General features: G+C 72.9%; 15 protein-coding genes and 1 pseudogene. 4 read left to right on the top strand and 12 right to left on the bottom strand.

The genetic code is table 11. The features are described from left to right. Positions 1 to 26: 26 nt before the first annotated feature. Positions 27 to 470, top strand: coding sequence for a MarR family transcriptional regulator (locus ACGFSH_RS29370; protein WP_393353903.1), 444 nt, complete (start codon positions 27 to 29; stop codon positions 468 to 470). Between the two features lie 4 nt (positions 471 to 474). Here ACGFSH_RS29370 and ACGFSH_RS29375 read toward each other — a convergent pair whose 3' ends face one another. After that, complete coding sequence (locus ACGFSH_RS29375; protein ID WP_393353733.1) at positions 475 to 1,407, bottom strand: helix-turn-helix transcriptional regulator; 933 nt, start codon at positions 1,405 to 1,407, stop codon at positions 475 to 477. 102 nt (positions 1,408 to 1,509) lie between these two features. Between ACGFSH_RS29375 and ACGFSH_RS29380 the strand changes: the two genes are divergently transcribed. Beyond that, positions 1,510 to 2,205, top strand: a complete 696-nt coding sequence (locus tag ACGFSH_RS29380) for an SDR family NAD(P)-dependent oxidoreductase (RefSeq protein WP_393353735.1) — start codon at positions 1,510 to 1,512, stop codon at positions 2,203 to 2,205. A gap of 89 nt (positions 2,206 to 2,294) precedes the next feature. Here ACGFSH_RS29380 and ACGFSH_RS29385 read toward each other — a convergent pair. The 9 genes and pseudogenes from ACGFSH_RS29385 to araB form a co-directional block, all read right to left on the bottom strand. Further along, positions 2,295 to 3,067: pseudogene (locus ACGFSH_RS29385) on the bottom strand (amidohydrolase family protein); the annotation flags it as partial. After that, the gene (locus tag ACGFSH_RS29390) at positions 3,064 to 3,288 is read right to left on the bottom strand and encodes an L-rhamnose mutarotase (protein ID WP_393353737.1); all 225 of its coding nucleotides are present in this window, start codon (positions 3,286 to 3,288) and stop codon (positions 3,064 to 3,066) included. The gene ACGFSH_RS29390 and the pseudogene ACGFSH_RS29385, both read right to left, overlap by 4 nt. After that, positions 3,285 to 4,295 carry an aldo/keto reductase gene (locus ACGFSH_RS29395; RefSeq protein ID WP_393353739.1) on the bottom strand — a complete coding sequence of 337 codons (1,011 nt, stop codon included), beginning with the start codon at positions 4,293 to 4,295 and terminating at the stop codon, positions 3,285 to 3,287. Before ACGFSH_RS29395 ends, ACGFSH_RS29390 begins: the two co-directional genes overlap by 4 nt. After that, positions 4,292 to 5,050 (bottom strand): SDR family NAD(P)-dependent oxidoreductase, encoded by a 759-nt coding sequence (locus ACGFSH_RS29400; protein WP_393353741.1) that lies wholly within the window; start codon positions 5,048 to 5,050, stop codon positions 4,292 to 4,294. The genes ACGFSH_RS29395 and ACGFSH_RS29400 overlap by 4 nt, the downstream gene beginning before the upstream one ends. Further along, positions 5,047 to 6,384, bottom strand: a complete 1,338-nt coding sequence (locus ACGFSH_RS29405) for an enolase C-terminal domain-like protein (protein ID WP_393353743.1) — start codon at positions 6,382 to 6,384, stop codon at positions 5,047 to 5,049. The genes ACGFSH_RS29400 and ACGFSH_RS29405 overlap by 4 nt, the downstream gene beginning before the upstream one ends. A gap of 11 nt (positions 6,385 to 6,395) precedes the next feature. Next, on the bottom strand, positions 6,396 to 6,548 hold the full coding sequence (locus tag ACGFSH_RS29410; RefSeq protein WP_393353745.1) for a hypothetical protein: 153 nt from the start codon (positions 6,546 to 6,548) through the stop codon (positions 6,396 to 6,398). 460 nt (positions 6,549 to 7,008) lie between these two features. Next, positions 7,009 to 7,731 carry an L-ribulose-5-phosphate 4-epimerase AraD gene (gene araD / locus ACGFSH_RS29415; RefSeq protein ID WP_393353747.1) on the bottom strand — a complete coding sequence of 241 codons (723 nt, stop codon included), beginning with the start codon at positions 7,729 to 7,731 and terminating at the stop codon, positions 7,009 to 7,011. 23 nt (positions 7,732 to 7,754) lie between these two features. After that, positions 7,755 to 9,272 carry an L-arabinose isomerase gene (gene araA, locus ACGFSH_RS29420; RefSeq protein ID WP_393353749.1) on the bottom strand — a complete coding sequence of 506 codons (1,518 nt, stop codon included), beginning with the start codon at positions 9,270 to 9,272 and terminating at the stop codon, positions 7,755 to 7,757. Positions 9,273 to 9,315: 43 nt separating this feature from the next. Beyond that, positions 9,316 to 11,001, bottom strand: a complete 1,686-nt coding sequence (gene araB / locus ACGFSH_RS29425; protein WP_393353750.1) for a ribulokinase — start codon at positions 10,999 to 11,001, stop codon at positions 9,316 to 9,318. Positions 11,002 to 11,500: 499 nt separating this feature from the next. Here araB and ACGFSH_RS29430 point away from each other — a divergent pair, with 499 nt between their 5' ends. Next, positions 11,501 to 13,765, top strand: a complete 2,265-nt coding sequence (locus ACGFSH_RS29430) for an alpha-galactosidase (protein WP_393353752.1) — start codon at positions 11,501 to 11,503, stop codon at positions 13,763 to 13,765. An 84-nt stretch (positions 13,766 to 13,849) separates the two neighbouring features. On the opposite strand, the gene ACGFSH_RS29435 is transcribed toward ACGFSH_RS29430, so the two are convergent. Then, positions 13,850 to 14,593, bottom strand: a complete 744-nt coding sequence (locus tag ACGFSH_RS29435) for an SDR family oxidoreductase (RefSeq protein WP_393353753.1) — start codon at positions 14,591 to 14,593, stop codon at positions 13,850 to 13,852. A 104-nt stretch (positions 14,594 to 14,697) separates the two neighbouring features. On the opposite strand from ACGFSH_RS29435, the gene ACGFSH_RS29440 reads away from it, so the two are divergent. Further along, on the top strand, positions 14,698 to 15,546 hold the full coding sequence (locus tag ACGFSH_RS29440; protein WP_393353754.1) for a LysR family transcriptional regulator: 849 nt from the start codon (positions 14,698 to 14,700) through the stop codon (positions 15,544 to 15,546). Positions 15,547 to 15,637: 91 nt separating this feature from the next. On the opposite strand, the gene ACGFSH_RS29445 is transcribed toward ACGFSH_RS29440, so the two are convergent. Then, positions 15,638 to 16,054, bottom strand: coding sequence for an FKBP-type peptidyl-prolyl cis-trans isomerase (locus ACGFSH_RS29445; protein ID WP_393353755.1), 417 nt, complete (start codon positions 16,052 to 16,054; stop codon positions 15,638 to 15,640). Positions 16,055 to 16,194: the final 140 nt, after the last annotated feature.

Consider the following 16,194-nt stretch of genomic DNA (forward strand, 5'->3'; position numbering starts at 1 on the left):
AGCTGTTCCTGCTGGGACGCACCCTGATGAAGATCGGTGAAGAGGCCCTGCCCGAGCCTCCGGACGGGGCCGGGCGGTACGCGGGCAGCGCTCGCACGGTGCTCATCGTGGCCAGTGACATCGCCGTCGGACAGGACACCACCGTCGGCGAGATCGCCGCTCGCACCGGTCTGCCGCAGAGCCAGGTGTCCACGGCCGTGGCCCGGCTCAAGGAAGCGGGCTCCGTGCAGACGTCCCCCGACCCGGCCGACCGGCGCCGCATGCTGGTGCGCCCGAACCCCGAGGTCTCCCCGCGCGTGGCGCAGGTCCGCGCCGTCGACGCCGGCGATGCCGTAGCCGCGGCCCTGGGGTCGGACGATCCCGGGCGGCTGGCCGAGGTCATGGCGGCGCTGGACGTCCTGGTCCGCAACCTCTCACCTCGGCCGGGGGCCTCGCGGGAGCGGACGGCCCGGCGACGTCAGACGCCGTGAACCGTCACGGTGTGGAGAACAGGCCCGGCGCCGACGGTCCGGAGCCGTCGGCGGGGACGCCGTACGTGACCCGCAGGAACTCCAGCTTCTCGGCGTCGGGGGAACCCGCGGCCACCGTGTAGACGACGAGGCGGATGTCGCAGCCCGGCACCGTGAGGACGTCGCAGTCACAGGTGATCTCGCCGACCTGGGGATGCACGACGGTCTTGCGGGCCGATACGTGCGGGCCGACCGCGCCCTCGTCCCACAGTCGGGCGAACTGCTCGCTGGTCGAGCGCAGTTCCGCGATCAGGTCGGTCAGGGCGCGGTCGCGGGGGTGGTCGAGGAGCGCCGTGCGCAGGTCGGCGACGAGGGCGGGGCTCAGGGTGTCGCAGTCCTGGAGCACGGGCCAGGCCGAGAGCCCTTGAGGCTGGGAGCGTCCCGACGGCTCCGAGGGCTCCGACGGCTGCGCGGGCCCCCGGGGTCCCGAGGCGAAGACCGCCCGGACCAGGTTCCGCTCGGCGTGCGGCCGTGCGCCGGGATCGCCCAGCAGGACGGCCCAGGCGGGGGTCCAGGACAGCAGGGTCCAGTCGGCGCTGAACACGCCCACGGGGAAGTCCCCGAGGCGGGCCAGCATGCGCTGGACCCCGGCCGGCACGTGCGTGGAGACGGTCCCTTCCTGGGGAGGGAGGAGGCCGGCCAGCCGGTAGGCGTAGTCGCGTTCCGCGGGCTGCAACTGGAGCGCGCGGGCCAGGCTCGCGACGACCTGCGCCGACGGGCTCGTGGCGCGTCCCTGCTCCAGTCGCACCACGTAGTCGACCGACAGCCCGGCGAGTTCGGCCAGTTCCTCGCGGCGCAGACCCACCGCGCGTCGGCCGGGGCGCGCGGCCCGCCCCACGTCGAGGGGGGAAAGCCGGTCGCGCCAGCGACGCAGTGCCGTGCCCAGAGTCTCGTCCACCCGGCCATTGTGTCCGCAGGGCCGTCGTCGTGCCTGGTACCGGCAGTCCTACCGTCGCAGGGGGCACTGGTTGTCGTCCAGGCGCGGGCCGAGAGTGAACGCATGACGACAACATTCATCACAGGAGCGAACAAGTCCCTCGGCTACGAGACCGCCCGCCGGTTGATCGACGCCGGCCACACCGTCATCGTCGGGGCCCGCGATCCGGAGCGCGGACAGGCCGCCGCCGACGCACTCGGCGCCCGTTTCGTCCGGATCGACGTGACGGACGACGCGTCGGTGGCCGCGGCCGCGGAGGATGTCAGGGCGCACGAGGGCGGCATCGACGTCCTGGTCAACAACGCCGGCGTCCTCGGGACGCACAACCCCGCCGACGAGATCACGGCCGACGACGCGGCCGCGGTGTTCGACGTCAACGTGGTCGGGATCGTCCGGGTGACGCACGCGTTCCTGCCCCTGCTGCGCACCTCGTCGAACCCGGTCGTCGTCAACGTGTCCAGCGGTATGGGATCGTTCGCGGCGACGCACGACCCCGCGCGCGTCGAGAGCCGGTTCGCCGCACCGCTCTACACGGCGTCGAAGGCCGCGGTGACGATGCTGACGACGCAGTACGCGAAGTCCTGGCCGGACGTGAAGGTGAACGCGGCCGACCCGGGCTACACCGCGACCGACTTCAACGGGCACAGCGGCACGCAGACCGTGACGGAGGGGACCGACGCGATCGTCGAACTCGCCACCCTCGGGGCGGACGGCCCGACCGGCGTCTTCCGCGACCGCCACGGCGAGTTGGCCTGGTGACCCTCCTCCGGACCCGCCGCACCGGAGTGCGCGGGACGCCGACGGCTATGGGCGCGGGGGTGCATGAGGGGTCCGGGGTCGGTGCGGGTCAGGCCGTAGGTCCGCGTCGCGGTGGCGGTGAAGACCCGGTGGCGTTCCGCGGGGGTGAGCGGGGCCGTCAACTCGCTTGCTACGCCGAGCACTCGGCCGTAGGGGGCGGCGAGGCGGCAGACGGGCCAGTCGGAGCCGAACATCAGCCGGCCGGGGCCGAAGGCCTCCAGGACGGTGTCGGCGTACGGTCCGAGATCCGCCGGACGTCCTCGGCCCAGGGGTGGAGGACGCGGGACGCGACGGGCGGTTTGCCGAGGTGGTCGAGGGTGAACGTGAGTTCGGGCAGGCGTGCGGCGGCTTCGGCGGCGGCGTCGAGCTGATGGGGTTTCACCACGAGGTCGTGGACGAGACCCGGCGCGGCGACCGCGGTCAGGCCGCGCAGCACGTCGGGGCAGACCAGCCGGCGGGGGTCCGGTTCGCCCTGTACCTGGTGGCGGATGCCCGCGAGGTACTCGCCTCCCGGGCTCGCGCGCAGCCGCGCGAGGCGGTCGGCGACGTCGGGCGCGGTCAGGTCGACCCCGCCCGCGACCAGCTCGCTGCCCGCGGCGAGCTCCAGGAGTTCCGGGGTCTCCCCCGGCACGGTGATCGTCTGCACCAGCACGGTGGCGGCGACCCCGGCCGCGAGGGCCTCCGGCTCCAGGTCGGCGAGGGTGGAGTCGCGGCGCAGCGGGGCCAGTTCCGGGCCGCTGATCCAGTCCTGGTCGTGGACGGACAGGTCCCACACGTGATGGTGCGCGTCGACGACGCCGGCTTCGTTCTCCTCGGCGCTCACAACCGCCACACCACCGGCGGCGAGGCGTCCGAGGCCTGGGCGGAGCAGTCGTGGACGACGTCGAGCAGCTCGGCCATCCGGACCTGCCAGGCGATGTCGACCGGCAGCCTGTCGAGTTCGGCGATCATGGCGGCGGTCAGCTCCTCGGGCACCTCGCGGTGTGCCGCCTCGTACGCGGCGACGCGGTCGGCGCGGATCCTGGTGTGCGGGGCGATCCTCATGACGGTTCATTCGACGGCGTGTCGACGGGGACGGGGGCGCCCGGGTCCAGCAGCCCCTCGGCGCGCAGGTCGTCCCACAGCGCGGCCGGGACGGGGCGGCGCAGTTGCTCGACGGTGTCGCGTACCTCGCCGGGGGAGCGGGCGCCCGTCAGGACGCTCGCGACCGCGCGATGGCCGAACGGGAAGTGCAGGGCGGCGGCGCGCAGCGGCACGCCGTGCCGTTCGGTCACCTCCCGCAGGCGCAGCGCTCGGTCGAGCACGGGCCGGGGCGCGGGCGCGTAGTCGTAGGTGGCGCCGGGCCGCGGGGCGGTGAGCAGCCCGGAGTTGAAGACCCCGCCGATGATCACGCTGCGGCCGCGTGCGGCGGCCTGCGGCAGCACCTCGGCGAGGCCGTCCTGGTCCAGGAGGGTGTAGCGGCCGGCGAGCAGCACGACGTCGATGTCGGTCTCGCGCAGGAAGCGGGCGGGCAGCGCGCACTCGTTCATGCCGACGCCGACGGCCCCGACCACGCCCTCGGCGCGCAGTCGCTCCAGTGCCGGGTAGGCCTCGCGCAGGGCCTGCTCGGCGTGCCGGTCCGGGTCGTGCAGCAGGACGGAGTCGACCCGGTCCAGGCCGAGGCGGTCCAGGCTCTCCTCCAGCGAGCGCCGCACCCCGTCGGCGGTGAAGTCCCAGACGCGGCGGTGGGTGGCGGGGACGGCGAAGCCGTCGGCGAGGTCGTCACCGGGGTCCGCCGTCGTGTCGGGCACGAGCAGCCGGCCCACTTTGGTGGAGACGGTGCAGGCGTCCCGGGGGCGGCCGCGCAGTGCCTCGCCGAGCCGTCGTTCCGACAGGCCGAGCCCGTAGTGGGGTGCGGTGTCGAAGGTGCGCACTCCGGCGTCCCAGGCGGCGTCCACGGTGGCGAGGGCGGCCTCGTCGGTGACGGCCCGGTAGAGGTTGCCGATGCCCGCGCAGCCGAGCGCGAGCGGTGTGACGCGGACCGCGCTGCCGCCCAGCGCGGTGGTCGTCATGACCGCTCCGCCGGGCGCGGCCGCAGCCCCTGCATGCCGCCGTCCACCGCGAGCGCGGTGCCGGTGACGGAGGCCGCGGCGGGACTCGCGAGGTAGACGATGGCGGCCGCCACCTCGTCGGCGGTGACCAGCCGGCCCATGGGCTGGCGGGCGGCGAGCGCGGCCCGCTCCGCCTCCGGGTCGTCGGCGGCGTCCAGCAGCCGGCCCACCCAGGGAGTGTCGGCGGTGCCGGGGTTGACGCAGTTGACGCGGATGCCCTCACGGACGTGGTCGGCGGCCATGGCGAGGGTCAGCGACAGGACCGCTCCCTTGCTGGCGCTGTACAGGGCGCGCTGCGGGAGGCCCGCCGTGGCGGCGATCGAGCAGGTGTTGACGACCGCCGCGTGTGCCGAACGCCGCAGATGGGGCAGGGCGGCGCGGGTGGTGCGGACCATGCCGAGGACGTTGACGTCCAGGACGCGGAGCCACTGCTCGTCGGGATTGTCCTCGACGGTGCCGACGGCGCCGATGCCCGCGTTGTTTACGAGGATGTCGATGCCGCCCAGCCCGGTGGCGGCGGCCTCGACGGCGGCGCGTACCGAGGCGTCGTCGCTCACGTCGGCCGTGAGGCCGAGCAAGGGCCGCGGCAGGCCGGCGGCTTCGAGATCGAGTACCGCGACCGCGGCGCCCTGCGCGGCCAGCGCGCGCGCCGTGGCGAGCCCGATGCCGGACGCTCCGCCGGTGACGACCGCGGTCAGACCCGACAGACCGGTCATGCCCCGTCCCCCCGTCCCGCGCGGTCGGCCACCCAGAACGCGCCGTCCGGGAAACGGTACTCGGCGATCGACTCCGGCCGCATGGTGGCGGAGAAGCCGGGGGTGAGCGGCGCGGTGTAGTGGCCGTCGCGGATCACGACGGGCGCGGTGAAGTGCTCGTGGAGGTGGTCGACGAACTCGATGACGCGGTTCTCGGTCGTGCCGGTCAGCGCAAGCCAGTCGAACATCGACAGGTGCTGCACCAGCTCGCACAGGCCGACGCCGCCGGCGTGCGGGCACACCGGCACCCCGAACGCGGCCGCCAGCAGCAGGATCGCCAGGTTCTCGTTGACGCCGCCGACCCGGGCCGCGTCGATCTGAAGGACGTCGACGGCTCCGGCCTGGAGCAGCTGTTTGAAGACGATGCGGTTCTGCACGTGCTCGCCGGTCGCCACCTTCACCGGTCCGACGGCCTTGCGCACGGCGGCGTGTCCGAGCACGTCGTCGGGGCTGGTCGGCTCCTCGATCCAGTACGGGTCGAAGGCGGCGAGCGCGTTGGTCCACTCGATCGCCTCGCCGACGTTCCAGCGCTGGTTGGCGTCGACGGCGATGCGGATGCCGTCGCCGACCGCCGCGCGGGCGGTGCGCAGCCGCCGGACGTCGTCCTCCAGGTCGGCGCCGACCTTCAGCTTGATCTGGGTGAACCCGTCGGCGACCGCCTGCTCGGCCAGCCGGGTGAGCTTGTCGTCGGAGTAGCCGAGCCAGCCGGGGGAGGTGGTGTACCCGGGATAGCCGTGCCGCAGCAGGGCCGCCTCGCGCTCGGCGAGCCCGGTCCGGCCCTCGCGCAGCAGCCGCAGGGCGTCCTCGGGGGTGAGGGCGTCGGCGATGTAGCGGAAGTCGATCTGGGAGACCAGCCACTCGGGGTCGGCGTGGGCGAGCAGGCGCCACAGCGGTTGTCCGGCCCGCTTGGCGGCCAGGTCCCACACGGCGTTGAGCACCGCGCCGATCGCCATGTGCATCACGCCCTTCTCCGGGCCCAGCCAGCGCAGCTGGCTGTCGCCGATCAGGTCGCGGCTGAGGGCCCCGGGGTCGGCGCACAGTTCGTCGACGTCGCGGCCCACGACATGGAACCGCAGGGCGTCGATGGCGGCCACCTGGACGTCGTTGCCGCGGCCGATGGTGAAGGTGAAGCCGTGGCCCTCGTGCCCGTCGGCCGCGTCGGTGCGCAGGACGACGTAGGCGGCGGAGTAGTCGGGGTCCGGGTTCATCGCGTCCGAGCCGTCCAGCTCCCGCGAGGTGGGGAAACGGACGTCGTACGTGTCGACGGCCGTGATCCGGCCGGAGGTCGCAGTCACGGGAGTGCCTTTCACGCCTGGCCGAAGGTCTGACGTCGCCCGTCGAGCCCGTCCGGTTCTGCCAGCGCGCCCGCGACGACCGAGGCACGGGCCCGCTCGACACCGCCGCCGGCGAGGAAGGCGCCGCCGATGTCGGAGGCCATGGGGGACAGGTCCAGTGTCACTGGGCAACTCCCTTGTCGTCGGTGGTTCGTCGTCGGTGGTTCGTGAGGGGGCGAGGTGGCCGTGCGGGCCCCGCCGTCGTCGTGTCAGCGGGACCCGCGGACGATCCGACGTTCTCCTCTGCGCAGTCATCGGAGGAATGGCGGCAAGGTGACTGTAAACGGAGAGGGAGCCGCAGGCCAAGGAAACCTCGGATGTATTTCAGGGTCATGCGCGGCCGCGCCCATGCTGCTTGCTCTCTTCGGCCTCCGCGGGACGATGTCCGCAGATGTGCTGCCGCGCGCTCTTGTCAACGTCGGCAATGCCGTCGTTACGTCCTTGACGTCCCGCAATACATCGGCAGAATGGACCGCACGTTCCGACGTCTGACCGCCTCCGCCGCCACGGGGACGACCGCAACACTTCGGCCCGGCGCCCCGATCGAGGGGTGCCGGGCCGGGGTCGTGCTCACGGAGCGCCGGCTCAACCGGCCGTCGTCGCCCCAGGGTTGCCGTAGTAGGCGTCGGGGCCGTGTTTGCGGGTGTAGTGGCGGTCCAGCAGGTGCTGCGGCGGAGGACCGGCCGGATTCAGAGCGAGGGTGCGCAGGGCGATCTCGGCGACGGCCTCGCAGATGATGGCGTGTTCGAGGGACGCCCGGGCGTTCGCACCCCAGGTGAAGGGGCCGTGCCCGGCGACGAGGGCGCCCGGGACCTCAACGGCCCGCCGGTCGTCCCGCTCCAGCAGATCCACGATGACCTGGCCGGTGTTGTACTCGTAGTCCTTCGCGCACTGCTCGGGGGTGAGGTCCGGCGTGCAGGGGACGGGGCCGTTGAACGTGTCGGCGTGGGTGGTGCCGAGGACGGGGATGTCGCGGTGGGCCTGGGCGAAGGCGACGGCGTGGGTGGAGTGGGTGTGGGTGACGCCGCCTATGGAGGGGAACGCCAGGTAGAGGCAGCGGTGGGTCTCGGTGTCGGTGGAGGGGCGCAGGTCGCCCCCGACGACGGCGCCGTCGTCGAGCCGGACGGTGACCAGGTGGTCGACCGTCAGGTCCGCATAGGGCACGCCGGAGGGCTTGATGACGAAGACCCCGGCCTCCCGGTCCACTCCGCTGACGTTGCCCCAGGTCAGGGTCGCGAGTCCGACCTCGGGGATGGTGAGGTTGGCGTCCAGGACCTCTTGCCGCAGGCCGTCACGGACCTTGGTCATGTTCGTGTCCTTCCCGTGGCGTCTCAGAGGGACTGGGCGAGTCGGTGGTAGGCGGCGTTCCAGCGGATCTCCTTGGCGAACTGGCCGGACGTGGTGTTCTCGTCGATGGTCAGCAGCTCGACACCGGTCATGGCGGCGAAGTCGGCCAGCGTCTCGGCGTCGACGGCCGAGGTGAGCACGGTGTGATGGGGGGCGCCGGCCAGCAGCCAGCTCTCCGCCGACTCCGCCAGCGACGGACGCGGCTGCCAGACGGCACGGGCCACGGGCAGGCGGGGGAGGGGCTGGCTGGGGGGTATGACGTCGACGGCGTTGGCGGTCAGCCGGAACCGGTCGCCCAGATCGGCCAGGCCGACGACCATGGCCGGGCCGGGGGCGGCGTCGAAGACGAGACGGACGGGGTCCTCGCGGCCGCCGATGGACAGGGGGTGGATCTCGCAGCTGGGGCGGCCGGCCGCGATCGACGGGCAGACCTCCAGCATGTGGGCGCCGAGGATGCGGGGGGTGCCCGGGCCGAGGTGGTAGGTGTAGTCCTCCATGAAGGACGTGCCTCCCGGAGCCCCCTGCCCCATGACCTTCACCGTGCGCAGCAGGGCGGACGTCTTCCAGTCGCCCTCCCCGCCGAAGCCGTAGCCGTCGGCCATGAGCCGCTGGACGGCCAGGCCGGGCAGCTGACGCAGTCCGCCCAGGTCCTCGAAGTTGGTGGTGAAGGCGGTGAATCCGCCCGCGCTGAGGAAGGTGCGCAGGCCGATCTCCTGGCGCGCGGCGTAGACCAGTGAGTCGTGGCGGATGCCGTCCGGACGCAGCGAGGGCACCATGTCGTACAGGTCGCAGTACTCCTCGGCGAGTTCGGCGGCCGCCTTGTCCTCGACGGCGTCCACCACGGCGACCAGGTCGTTCACACCGTAGGTGTTGACGGAGTATCCGAAGCGCATCTGTGCTTCGACCTTGTCGCCCTCGGTGACGGCGACATCGCGCATGTTGTCGCCGAAACGGGCCAGGCGCAGGGTGCGGGCGGCGTGCCGGCCGGCGGCGGCCCGCGCCCAGGTGGCGATGCGTCCGACGACCCGCGCATCCGTCGCGTGCCCGGCGACGATCTTGCGGCTGACGCCGATGCGGGACTCGATGTGCGCGAACTCGCGGTCGCCGTGGGCGGCCTGGTTGAGGTTCATGAAGTCCATGTCGATGCTCGGCCAGGGCAGCGACAGGTTGTACTGGGTGTGCAGATGCAGCACCGGGCGGTCCAGCGCGCTGAGTCCCGCGATCCACATCTTCGCCGGGGAGAAGGTGTGCATCCACACGACCACCCCCACGCAGGCGTCCGACGCCGTGGCCTCCAGGCACAGACGGCGGATCGACTCCGCGTCGGTGAGCACCGGCTTCCACACCAGGGAGATCGGGATGTCGGAGGCGGCGTCCAGGCGCTCGGCGATCTGCCGGGACTGGAAGGCGACCTGCTGGAGAGTCTCTTCGCCGTACAGGCTCTGGCTTCCGGTGAGGAACCAGATCTCCTGGCCGTCGAAGGGCGATTCGGAAGTCGTCATGACAGGGGTGTCCTTTCACATCGCGTCATCGGGAGGAAGGGGGTCAGGAGGCGGCCTGTGCGCGCAGCCGGCGCAGGCGGTGCATGACCTCGTTGGCGCCGCGGCCGAAGTAGTCGTGCAGCAGCCGGTACTCGGCGTACAGAGCGTCGTAGGCCGCGGCCCGCTCCGGGTCGGGCTGGTAGACGCCGCGCTGGACCTTGCCCATGGCGTGGGCGGCGTCCCGGATGTCGTCGTACGCCCCGGCGGCGACGGCGGCATGCATGGCCGAACCGAGGGCGGGGCCCTGGGCGGACCCGATGACGCCGAGCGGACGGCGGGTGACATCGGCGTAGATCTGCATCAGCAGGGCGTTCTTCGTCAGCCCGCCCGCGATGATCAGCTCCTCCACCGGCACGGCGGCGGCCTCGAAGGCGTCGACGATGGTGCGGGTGCCGAAGGCGGTGGCCTCCAGCAGGGCCCGGTAGACGTCTTCGGGGCGCGTGGACAGCGTCTGCCCCACGAGGACGCCGCTGAGGTCGTGGTCGACCAGGACGGAGCGGTTGCCGCTGTGCCAGTCCAGTGCGATCAGCCCGTGCTCGCCGACCTTCTGCCCGGCCGCCAGCGAGGTCAGGTACTCGTGCGCGCCCATGCCGAGGGCCGCGGCCTTCTCGGCGTACTCGGCCGGCAGGTGGGTGCGGATGTACCAGGCGAAGATGTCGCCGACTCCGCTCTGCCCGGCCTCGTAACCCCACAGCCCGGGCAGGATGCCGCCGTCGACGACCCCGCACATGCCGGGCACCACGCCCTGCTGGTCGGAGCTCATCACATGGCAGGTGGAGGTGCCCATGATGGCGACCATCCGGCCCGGTTCCACCGCCACCGCGGCCGGGGCGGTGACATGGGCGTCGACGTTGCCGACGCAGACCGCGATGCCCTCGGGCAGCCCCGTCCAGGCCGCCGCCTCGGCGGTCAGCCCTCCGGCCCGGTCGCCGAGTCGGCCGATCGGATGGTCCAGCTTGTCGGCCACGAAGCCGGCGAAGTCCGGGTTCAGGGCGGCGAGGTAGTCGCGGCTCGGATAGGCGCCGTCCTGGTACTGGCCCTTGTAGCCGGCGGTGCAGGCGTTGCGCACATAGGAGCCGCTCAGCCGCCACACGATCCAGTCCGCCGCCTCCACCCACCGCTCGGTGCGGCCGTAGACCTCCGGGTCCTCCTCCAGAAGCTGCAGAGCCTTGGCGAACTCCCACTCGGAGGAGATCTTCCCGCCGTACCGCGCCAGCCACGGCTCCTTCCGCTCCTCGGCCAGCGCGTTGATGCGGTCCGCCTGGCCCTGGGCCGCGTGGTGGCGCCACAGCTTGACGTACGCGTGCGGACGGGAGACGTAGTCGGGGAGCTCGCACAGCGGTGTGCCGTCCGCCAGCACCGGCAGCATCGTGCACGCGGTGAAGTCCGTCCCGACGCCGATCACCTGCTCCGGGCGTACGCCCGAGCGGGTCAGCGCCTCGGGCACGGCGTGCCGCAGCACGTCGATGTAGTCGGCGGGCACCTGAAGCGCCCAGTCCGGCGGCAGACGCGTTCCGTCCGGCAGCTCGCGGTCCAGTACCGCGTGCGGGTAGGCGAACTCGGCCGTCCCCAACTCCGCGCCGTCACGGACCCGGACCACCACGGCCCGCCCCGACAGGGTTCCGAAGTCGATCCCCACCACGCAGGCCTCGTCCTGTCCTGCCGGTGCCTCGATCTCTGCGCCCGCCATTGGCTGTCCTCTCAGTGGCCGCTCTGCCGACGGCCACGCTGTGTGTTCGATATATCGAATGACGTTCGAAATTGTGGACCTGTGACGGCCCTGGACGGTCGGGGACATTTGATCGCTCAGGGGTGCTGCAACGCTAGATCGTTGTTCTGTGATCTAGGGGACAGCTGTGTGAGAAAAGGTTTTTTCACAGAGCGAAAGACCATTCTGGCGTGTGGATGCCCATGGGGTAAACCCCTCGATCGCATGTTTCCGTGAACGGGATGCCCGACGCCGTCCCGCAGCTTGTGCGACCGATTTCGGCGTGGGAGGGTTGTGAACGGTCACATCGGTGCTCCGGCGCCTGGGCCGTCGGCTGCCGCGCAGGTGAGAGCTCCGGACACCTCATGCCAGTCGCCCAGGCCGGGGCGGCGGCGACCCACGAGGGGCCCCGAGGCGATCAGTCACCCGTCGAGCGTCCGCCGGAGCCGAGGCGATCACCGCCCGCCGAAGGGAAAGCGCGTTGGCAGCCGCCGCCGAAACCGCCCAGGAGTCCTCACCGTGGAGCGATGAAGCCCTCGGGCTGCGTGCCCTGGTGGATCCCGCCGGGTCGGTGAGACTCACCGGCGCGGGCCGGATCCGGGACCGCCTGGTCCCCCTCGTCGAGGCCGTCGTCACGGGCCACGGGCGCATGTGGTCGGGGGAACGGTTCATCGACACCGCCGTCGGCAGCCGTCTGGTGCTCCGCGGCCATGAGACCGAGACGGACGGAGCGTGGCGGCGCACCACGATCCGGCTGGCCGACCCCGGGACCGGCCTCGCCGCCCACGTCACCCTGAGCACCGTGCCGGGCTCGCGATTCCTGCGCTCACAGGTGCGACTGGTCAACGAGGGCCAGGCGCCACTGCACCTGGAGAGCGTGTCCAGCCTCACCCTCGGCGGCGTCACCGACGGGGCGGGCGGCCTGGACGGCCTGACCCTGCACTGGGCGGACAACGACTGGCTCGCCGAGTGCCGTTGGAGCCGTGCCGCGTTCCGGGACCTGGTCGTCCCGCTGAACAGGGCCGCGCACGGCCACGAGGGCCGCGGCTGCTTCGAACGCTACTCGCAGGGCTCCTGGTCGACCGGCCGGCACCTGCCGGTCGCCGCCGTCACGGACGGCCGCGGCGGCGCCTGGCTGTGGCAGATCGAGTCCAGCGCGGGCTGGCGCTACGAGATAGGCGAGCGCGAGGGCGCCGCCTACCTCGCGCTGTTCGGACCCGACGACGCGCACCACCAGTGGCGGCAGACACTCGCCCCCGGCGAGGAGTTCACCACGGTGCCCGCCGCCCTCGTCAGGGTCGGGGCCGGGTCGGAGGCCGGAGGCGGGGCCGGGATCGGGCCGGAGGCCGGTGCCGGGGTCATGGTCGGGGCCGATGCTCAGGCCGGGGCCGGGGCCGGAATCGGGGCCGGAGTTGGTGGCCTGGACGCGGCGTTCGGCGAACTCACCGCCTACCGCCGACTCATCCGCCGCGACCACTCCGACCACCGGAACCTGCCGGTGATCTACAACGACTACATGAACACCCTCATGGGCGACCCGACCACCGACAAGCTCCTGCCGCTCGTCGAGGCGGCCGGCGCCGTCGGCGCGGAGGTCTTCGTCATCGACGCCGGCTGGTACGACGACGCCGCCGAGGGCTGGTGGGACGCCGTGGGCGCCTGGGAACCCGCCGCACGCCGCTTCCCCGGCGGCATCCAGGAAGTGCTGGACGCCATCGGACGGCACGGCATGACCCCCGGTCTGTGGCTGGAGCCCGAAGTCGTCGGCGTACGCAGCCCGCTGGCCGGCGCCCTGCCGCCCGAGGCCTTCTTCCGCCGGGGCGGCGTACGGCTGACCGAGCACGGCCGGCACCACCTGGACCTGCGCCATCCGGCGGCCCGCGCCCATCTCGACCGTGTCGTCGACCGGATCGTGGGCGAGTGGGGAGTGGGCTATCTCAAGCTCGACTACAACGTCAACATCGGCCCCGGGACCGAGAACGGCGCCGAGAGCGCCGGGGCGGGCCTGCTCGGACACCACCGTGCCCATCTGGACTGGCTCGCCTCCCTCCTCGACCGCCACCCCGGCCTGGTCCTGGAGAACTGCGGATCGGGCGGGCTGCGCATGGACTACGCGCAACTGGCGGTGGCCCAGGTGCAGTCCACCAGCGACCAGCAGGACCCCCGGCGCTGTCCGCCCATCGCCGTCGCGGCGGCCACGGCGGTCGCGCCGGAACAGGCCGCCGTGTGGGCCTGCCCGCAGCCGGACTTCGGCCCCGACGAGATCGCGTTCACGATGACCACCGCCCTGCTGGGCCGCGTTCACCTCTCCGGCTTCCTCGACCGCATGAACGAGGAGCAGTCGGCACGCGTCCGCTCCGCCATCGACGTCTACAAGCGCATCCGGCCCGAGATCCGCGACGCCCTTCCGGTCTGGCCGCTCGGCCTTCCCGCGTGGGAGGACACCTGGCCGGCCCACGGGCTGCGCGGGGCGTCCGCGACGTACCTCGCCCTGTGGCGGCGGAATCCGGCCGCGACCGGCCGGGCCGAAACCAGCGACCGGCGCGCCCCGGTGGACGCCGGCGACGACAGCCGCACACTCCGCTTGCCCCACCTGCTCGGCGCCCGCCCGCACATCGAGTCGCTGTACCCGGCCGATTCCGACGCCACAGCCGACTGGAACGCGGCCGACGCGACCCTGACCGTGTCCCTGCCCCGCGCTGACACGGCCCTCCTGCTGCGGCTCGGGACCACACCGCGGGAGTGACCTCCGAGCGACCGGAGTGATCGGTCACGAGGACGTGCGGCCGTCATCCCCCCGGAGCGGCGCGCACGGCGAACCGCGAGCGCGTCACCAGGGCACCTCCCCCTCGTCGTCGAAGAAGCGGCCCGTCGGTCCGTCGGCCGGTACGGTGGCCAGCCGGATCGCGGCGGCCGCGCCCTGCTGCGGGGTGCGCACGCCCCGGAACCCATTGAGGTCGGTCGCCGTGAAGCCGGGGCAGACGGCGTTGATCAGGACGGGGGTCTCGGCCAGTTCCTTGGCGTACTGCACGGTGACGGCGTTGAGGAACGTCTTCGACGGAGCGTAGGCGACGGAGATGGGACCCGTCCCGGCGCCGGGGGTGGTCTGGCGTGTCAGGGAGCCGACGCTGCTGGACACGTTCACGATCCGCGGCGACGGCGAGCGGCGCAGCAGAGGCAGCATGGCGTTGGTGACGCGGATGACGCCGATCACGTTGGTCTCCACGGCCGCCCGAACCCGGTTCACGTCGACCGTGGTGGGCTCCTGAGGTCCGCCGCCGGTGATGCCCGCGTTGTTGACGAGCGCGTCGAGCCGCCCGGTCCGCTCCTCGATCAGCCGAGCCGCCGCTGTCACGCCGGCGTCGTCGGTCACGTCCAGCGGCACGCCGAACGCGTCGACGCCGGCCGCGCGCAGCTTGTCCACGGCGGCCTCGCGCCGCTCCGCGTTCCGCGCGCCGATGCCGACGGACCAGCCGAGGGCGCCGAGCCCGGCGGCGATCTCGTACCCGATGCCCTTGTTGGCCCCGGTCACCAGCGCGACCTTGTGATGGTTCACGGTGTTCGTCTCACTCATGACGTCGATACTTCACCGCCGTCGGGCAGGGCGTCCAAGACCGACCGGGTGGCCGGCGATACCGCCCGGGTATCGCTGCCGGCCGGGCCGGTTAGGCTGGCGGGGTGGAGACACGTGAGCTGCGGTACTTCGTCGCGGTCGCCGAAGAGCTGCACTTCGGGCGGGCCGCGCAGCGGCTCGGGATCGCCCAGCCCCCGCTGTCGCGGGCGATCGGCGGGCTCGAACGGCGGCTGGGGACCCTCCTGCTGGAGCGCGGCAGCCGGGGTGTCGCCCTGACGGAGCCGGGGGCGGTGCTGCTGCGGGAGGCGCGCGCGGCGCTGGACGCCGTCGAGGCGGCCGAACGGCGCACCCGCCGGGCCGCCCTCGCGGCGACCGGCCGCCCCGCCGTGGTCCTGGCCGCGAAGGCGGGCGCCTCCGGTGAACTGCTGGCGAAGCTCCTCGACGCCTGTGCCGCCGAGCCCGGCGCCCTCGCCGTGGACGTCGTGCTGTGCGGGCCGGGTGAGCAGACACGGTTGCTGCACGACGGCCGGGCCGACGTGGCGCTGCTGCACCGGCCGTTCGACGACACGGCCGGCTTCGACACCGAGGACCTGCACTCCGAGGGCCAGGTCGCGATCCTCCCGAAGGGCCACCCTCTCTGCGCCCGCCCTCACGTGCTGCTCGCCGAGGTCACCGGCCTTCCCGACCTGCCCCTGCCCCGCTGGCCCCGCGCGGACGGCACCTTTCCCGACGGCCCCGGACCGCAGGTGCGCGACCACACGCAACTCACCCAGCTCATCGCCCTCGGCCGCGCCTGCGCGGTCGTGCCGGAGTCGGGCCGCACCGGCCTGCGCGAAGACCTCACCGCCGTACCGGTCCGCGACGCCCCGCACGTCACCACGGTCATCGCCTGGCCCCCGCACAGCCGCTCCACGGCGGTCGCGGGCCTGGTCCGCGCCGCCACCGCCCTGTGACCGACGGCGTCCAACGCCAGGACGGCGTGCGGGACTTCGGGGACGCCGCCCGGTCAGCCGCCCTCGCTCACACGGCCCGCCCCAGGACGATTCAGCGCCCCCACTGGGGGTTGCTCCACCCGGTCACGCCGGAATACGCGTCCAGCAGGTCCACCACGAAGACCAGGGTCGAACCCGGCGGGATCAACGGCGAGGGCGACTGATCGCCGTATCCGAGACGCGGAGGAACGATGATCTCGCGCCGGCCGCCGACCTTCATCCCCCTCACTCCCCGGTCCCAGCCCTTGATGACCTTGCCACCGCCCAGGGCGAACTTGAACGGCAGGCCCCGGTCCCAGGAGGCGTCGAACTCCTTCCCGGACTCGAAGGTCACCCCCACGTAGTGGACCCTGACCACCATCCCCGGCTTCACCTCGACCCCGTCGCCCACGACCAGGTCCCGGACGGTCAGCTCGGAAGGGGCGTCCCCCTCCGGAACCCCGACCTCGGGTTTCGTCAGTTCACTCATCGCAGCCTCGCCACTCTCCGTCGACAGCCGTGGACCGGCGGCCGGGCACATGACCGCCCGGCGGTAGACGGTCACGCTACCGGGAGGGCGCGGGAGGCATGGGCCGCCGAGTTCGCGCCGGACGGGACACGTCCGGAGGC

This window comes from Streptomyces sp. NPDC048481, assembly GCF_043200075.1.
Classification (GTDB): domain Bacteria; phylum Actinomycetota; class Actinomycetes; order Streptomycetales; family Streptomycetaceae; genus Streptomyces.

Excerpts from the sequence above, each read along its gene's own strand:
- ACGFSH_RS29370 (WP_393353903.1), top strand. The coding sequence starts at position 27 with ATGAAGATCGGTGAAGAGGCCCTGCCCGAGCCTCCGGACGGGGCCGGG.
- ACGFSH_RS29380 (WP_393353735.1), top strand. The coding sequence starts at position 1,510 with ATGACGACAACATTCATCACAGGAGCGAACAAGTCCCTCGGCTACGAG.
- ACGFSH_RS29390 (WP_393353737.1), bottom strand. The coding sequence starts at position 3,288 with ATGAGGATCGCCCCGCACACCAGGATCCGCGCCGACCGCGTCGCCGCG.
- ACGFSH_RS29395 (WP_393353739.1), bottom strand. The coding sequence starts at position 4,295 with ATGACGACCACCGCGCTGGGCGGCAGCGCGGTCCGCGTCACACCGCTC.
- ACGFSH_RS29400 (WP_393353741.1), bottom strand. The coding sequence starts at position 5,050 with ATGACCGGTCTGTCGGGTCTGACCGCGGTCGTCACCGGCGGAGCGTCC.
- araD (WP_393353747.1), bottom strand. The coding sequence starts at position 7,731 with ATGACCAAGGTCCGTGACGGCCTGCGGCAAGAGGTCCTGGACGCCAAC.
- araA (WP_393353749.1), bottom strand. The coding sequence starts at position 9,272 with ATGACGACTTCCGAATCGCCCTTCGACGGCCAGGAGATCTGGTTCCTC.
- araB (WP_393353750.1), bottom strand. The coding sequence starts at position 11,001 with ATGGCGGGCGCAGAGATCGAGGCACCGGCAGGACAGGACGAGGCCTGC.
- ACGFSH_RS29435 (WP_393353753.1), bottom strand. The coding sequence starts at position 14,593 with ATGAGTGAGACGAACACCGTGAACCATCACAAGGTCGCGCTGGTGACC.
- ACGFSH_RS29445 (WP_393353755.1), bottom strand. The coding sequence starts at position 16,054 with ATGAGTGAACTGACGAAACCCGAGGTCGGGGTTCCGGAGGGGGACGCC.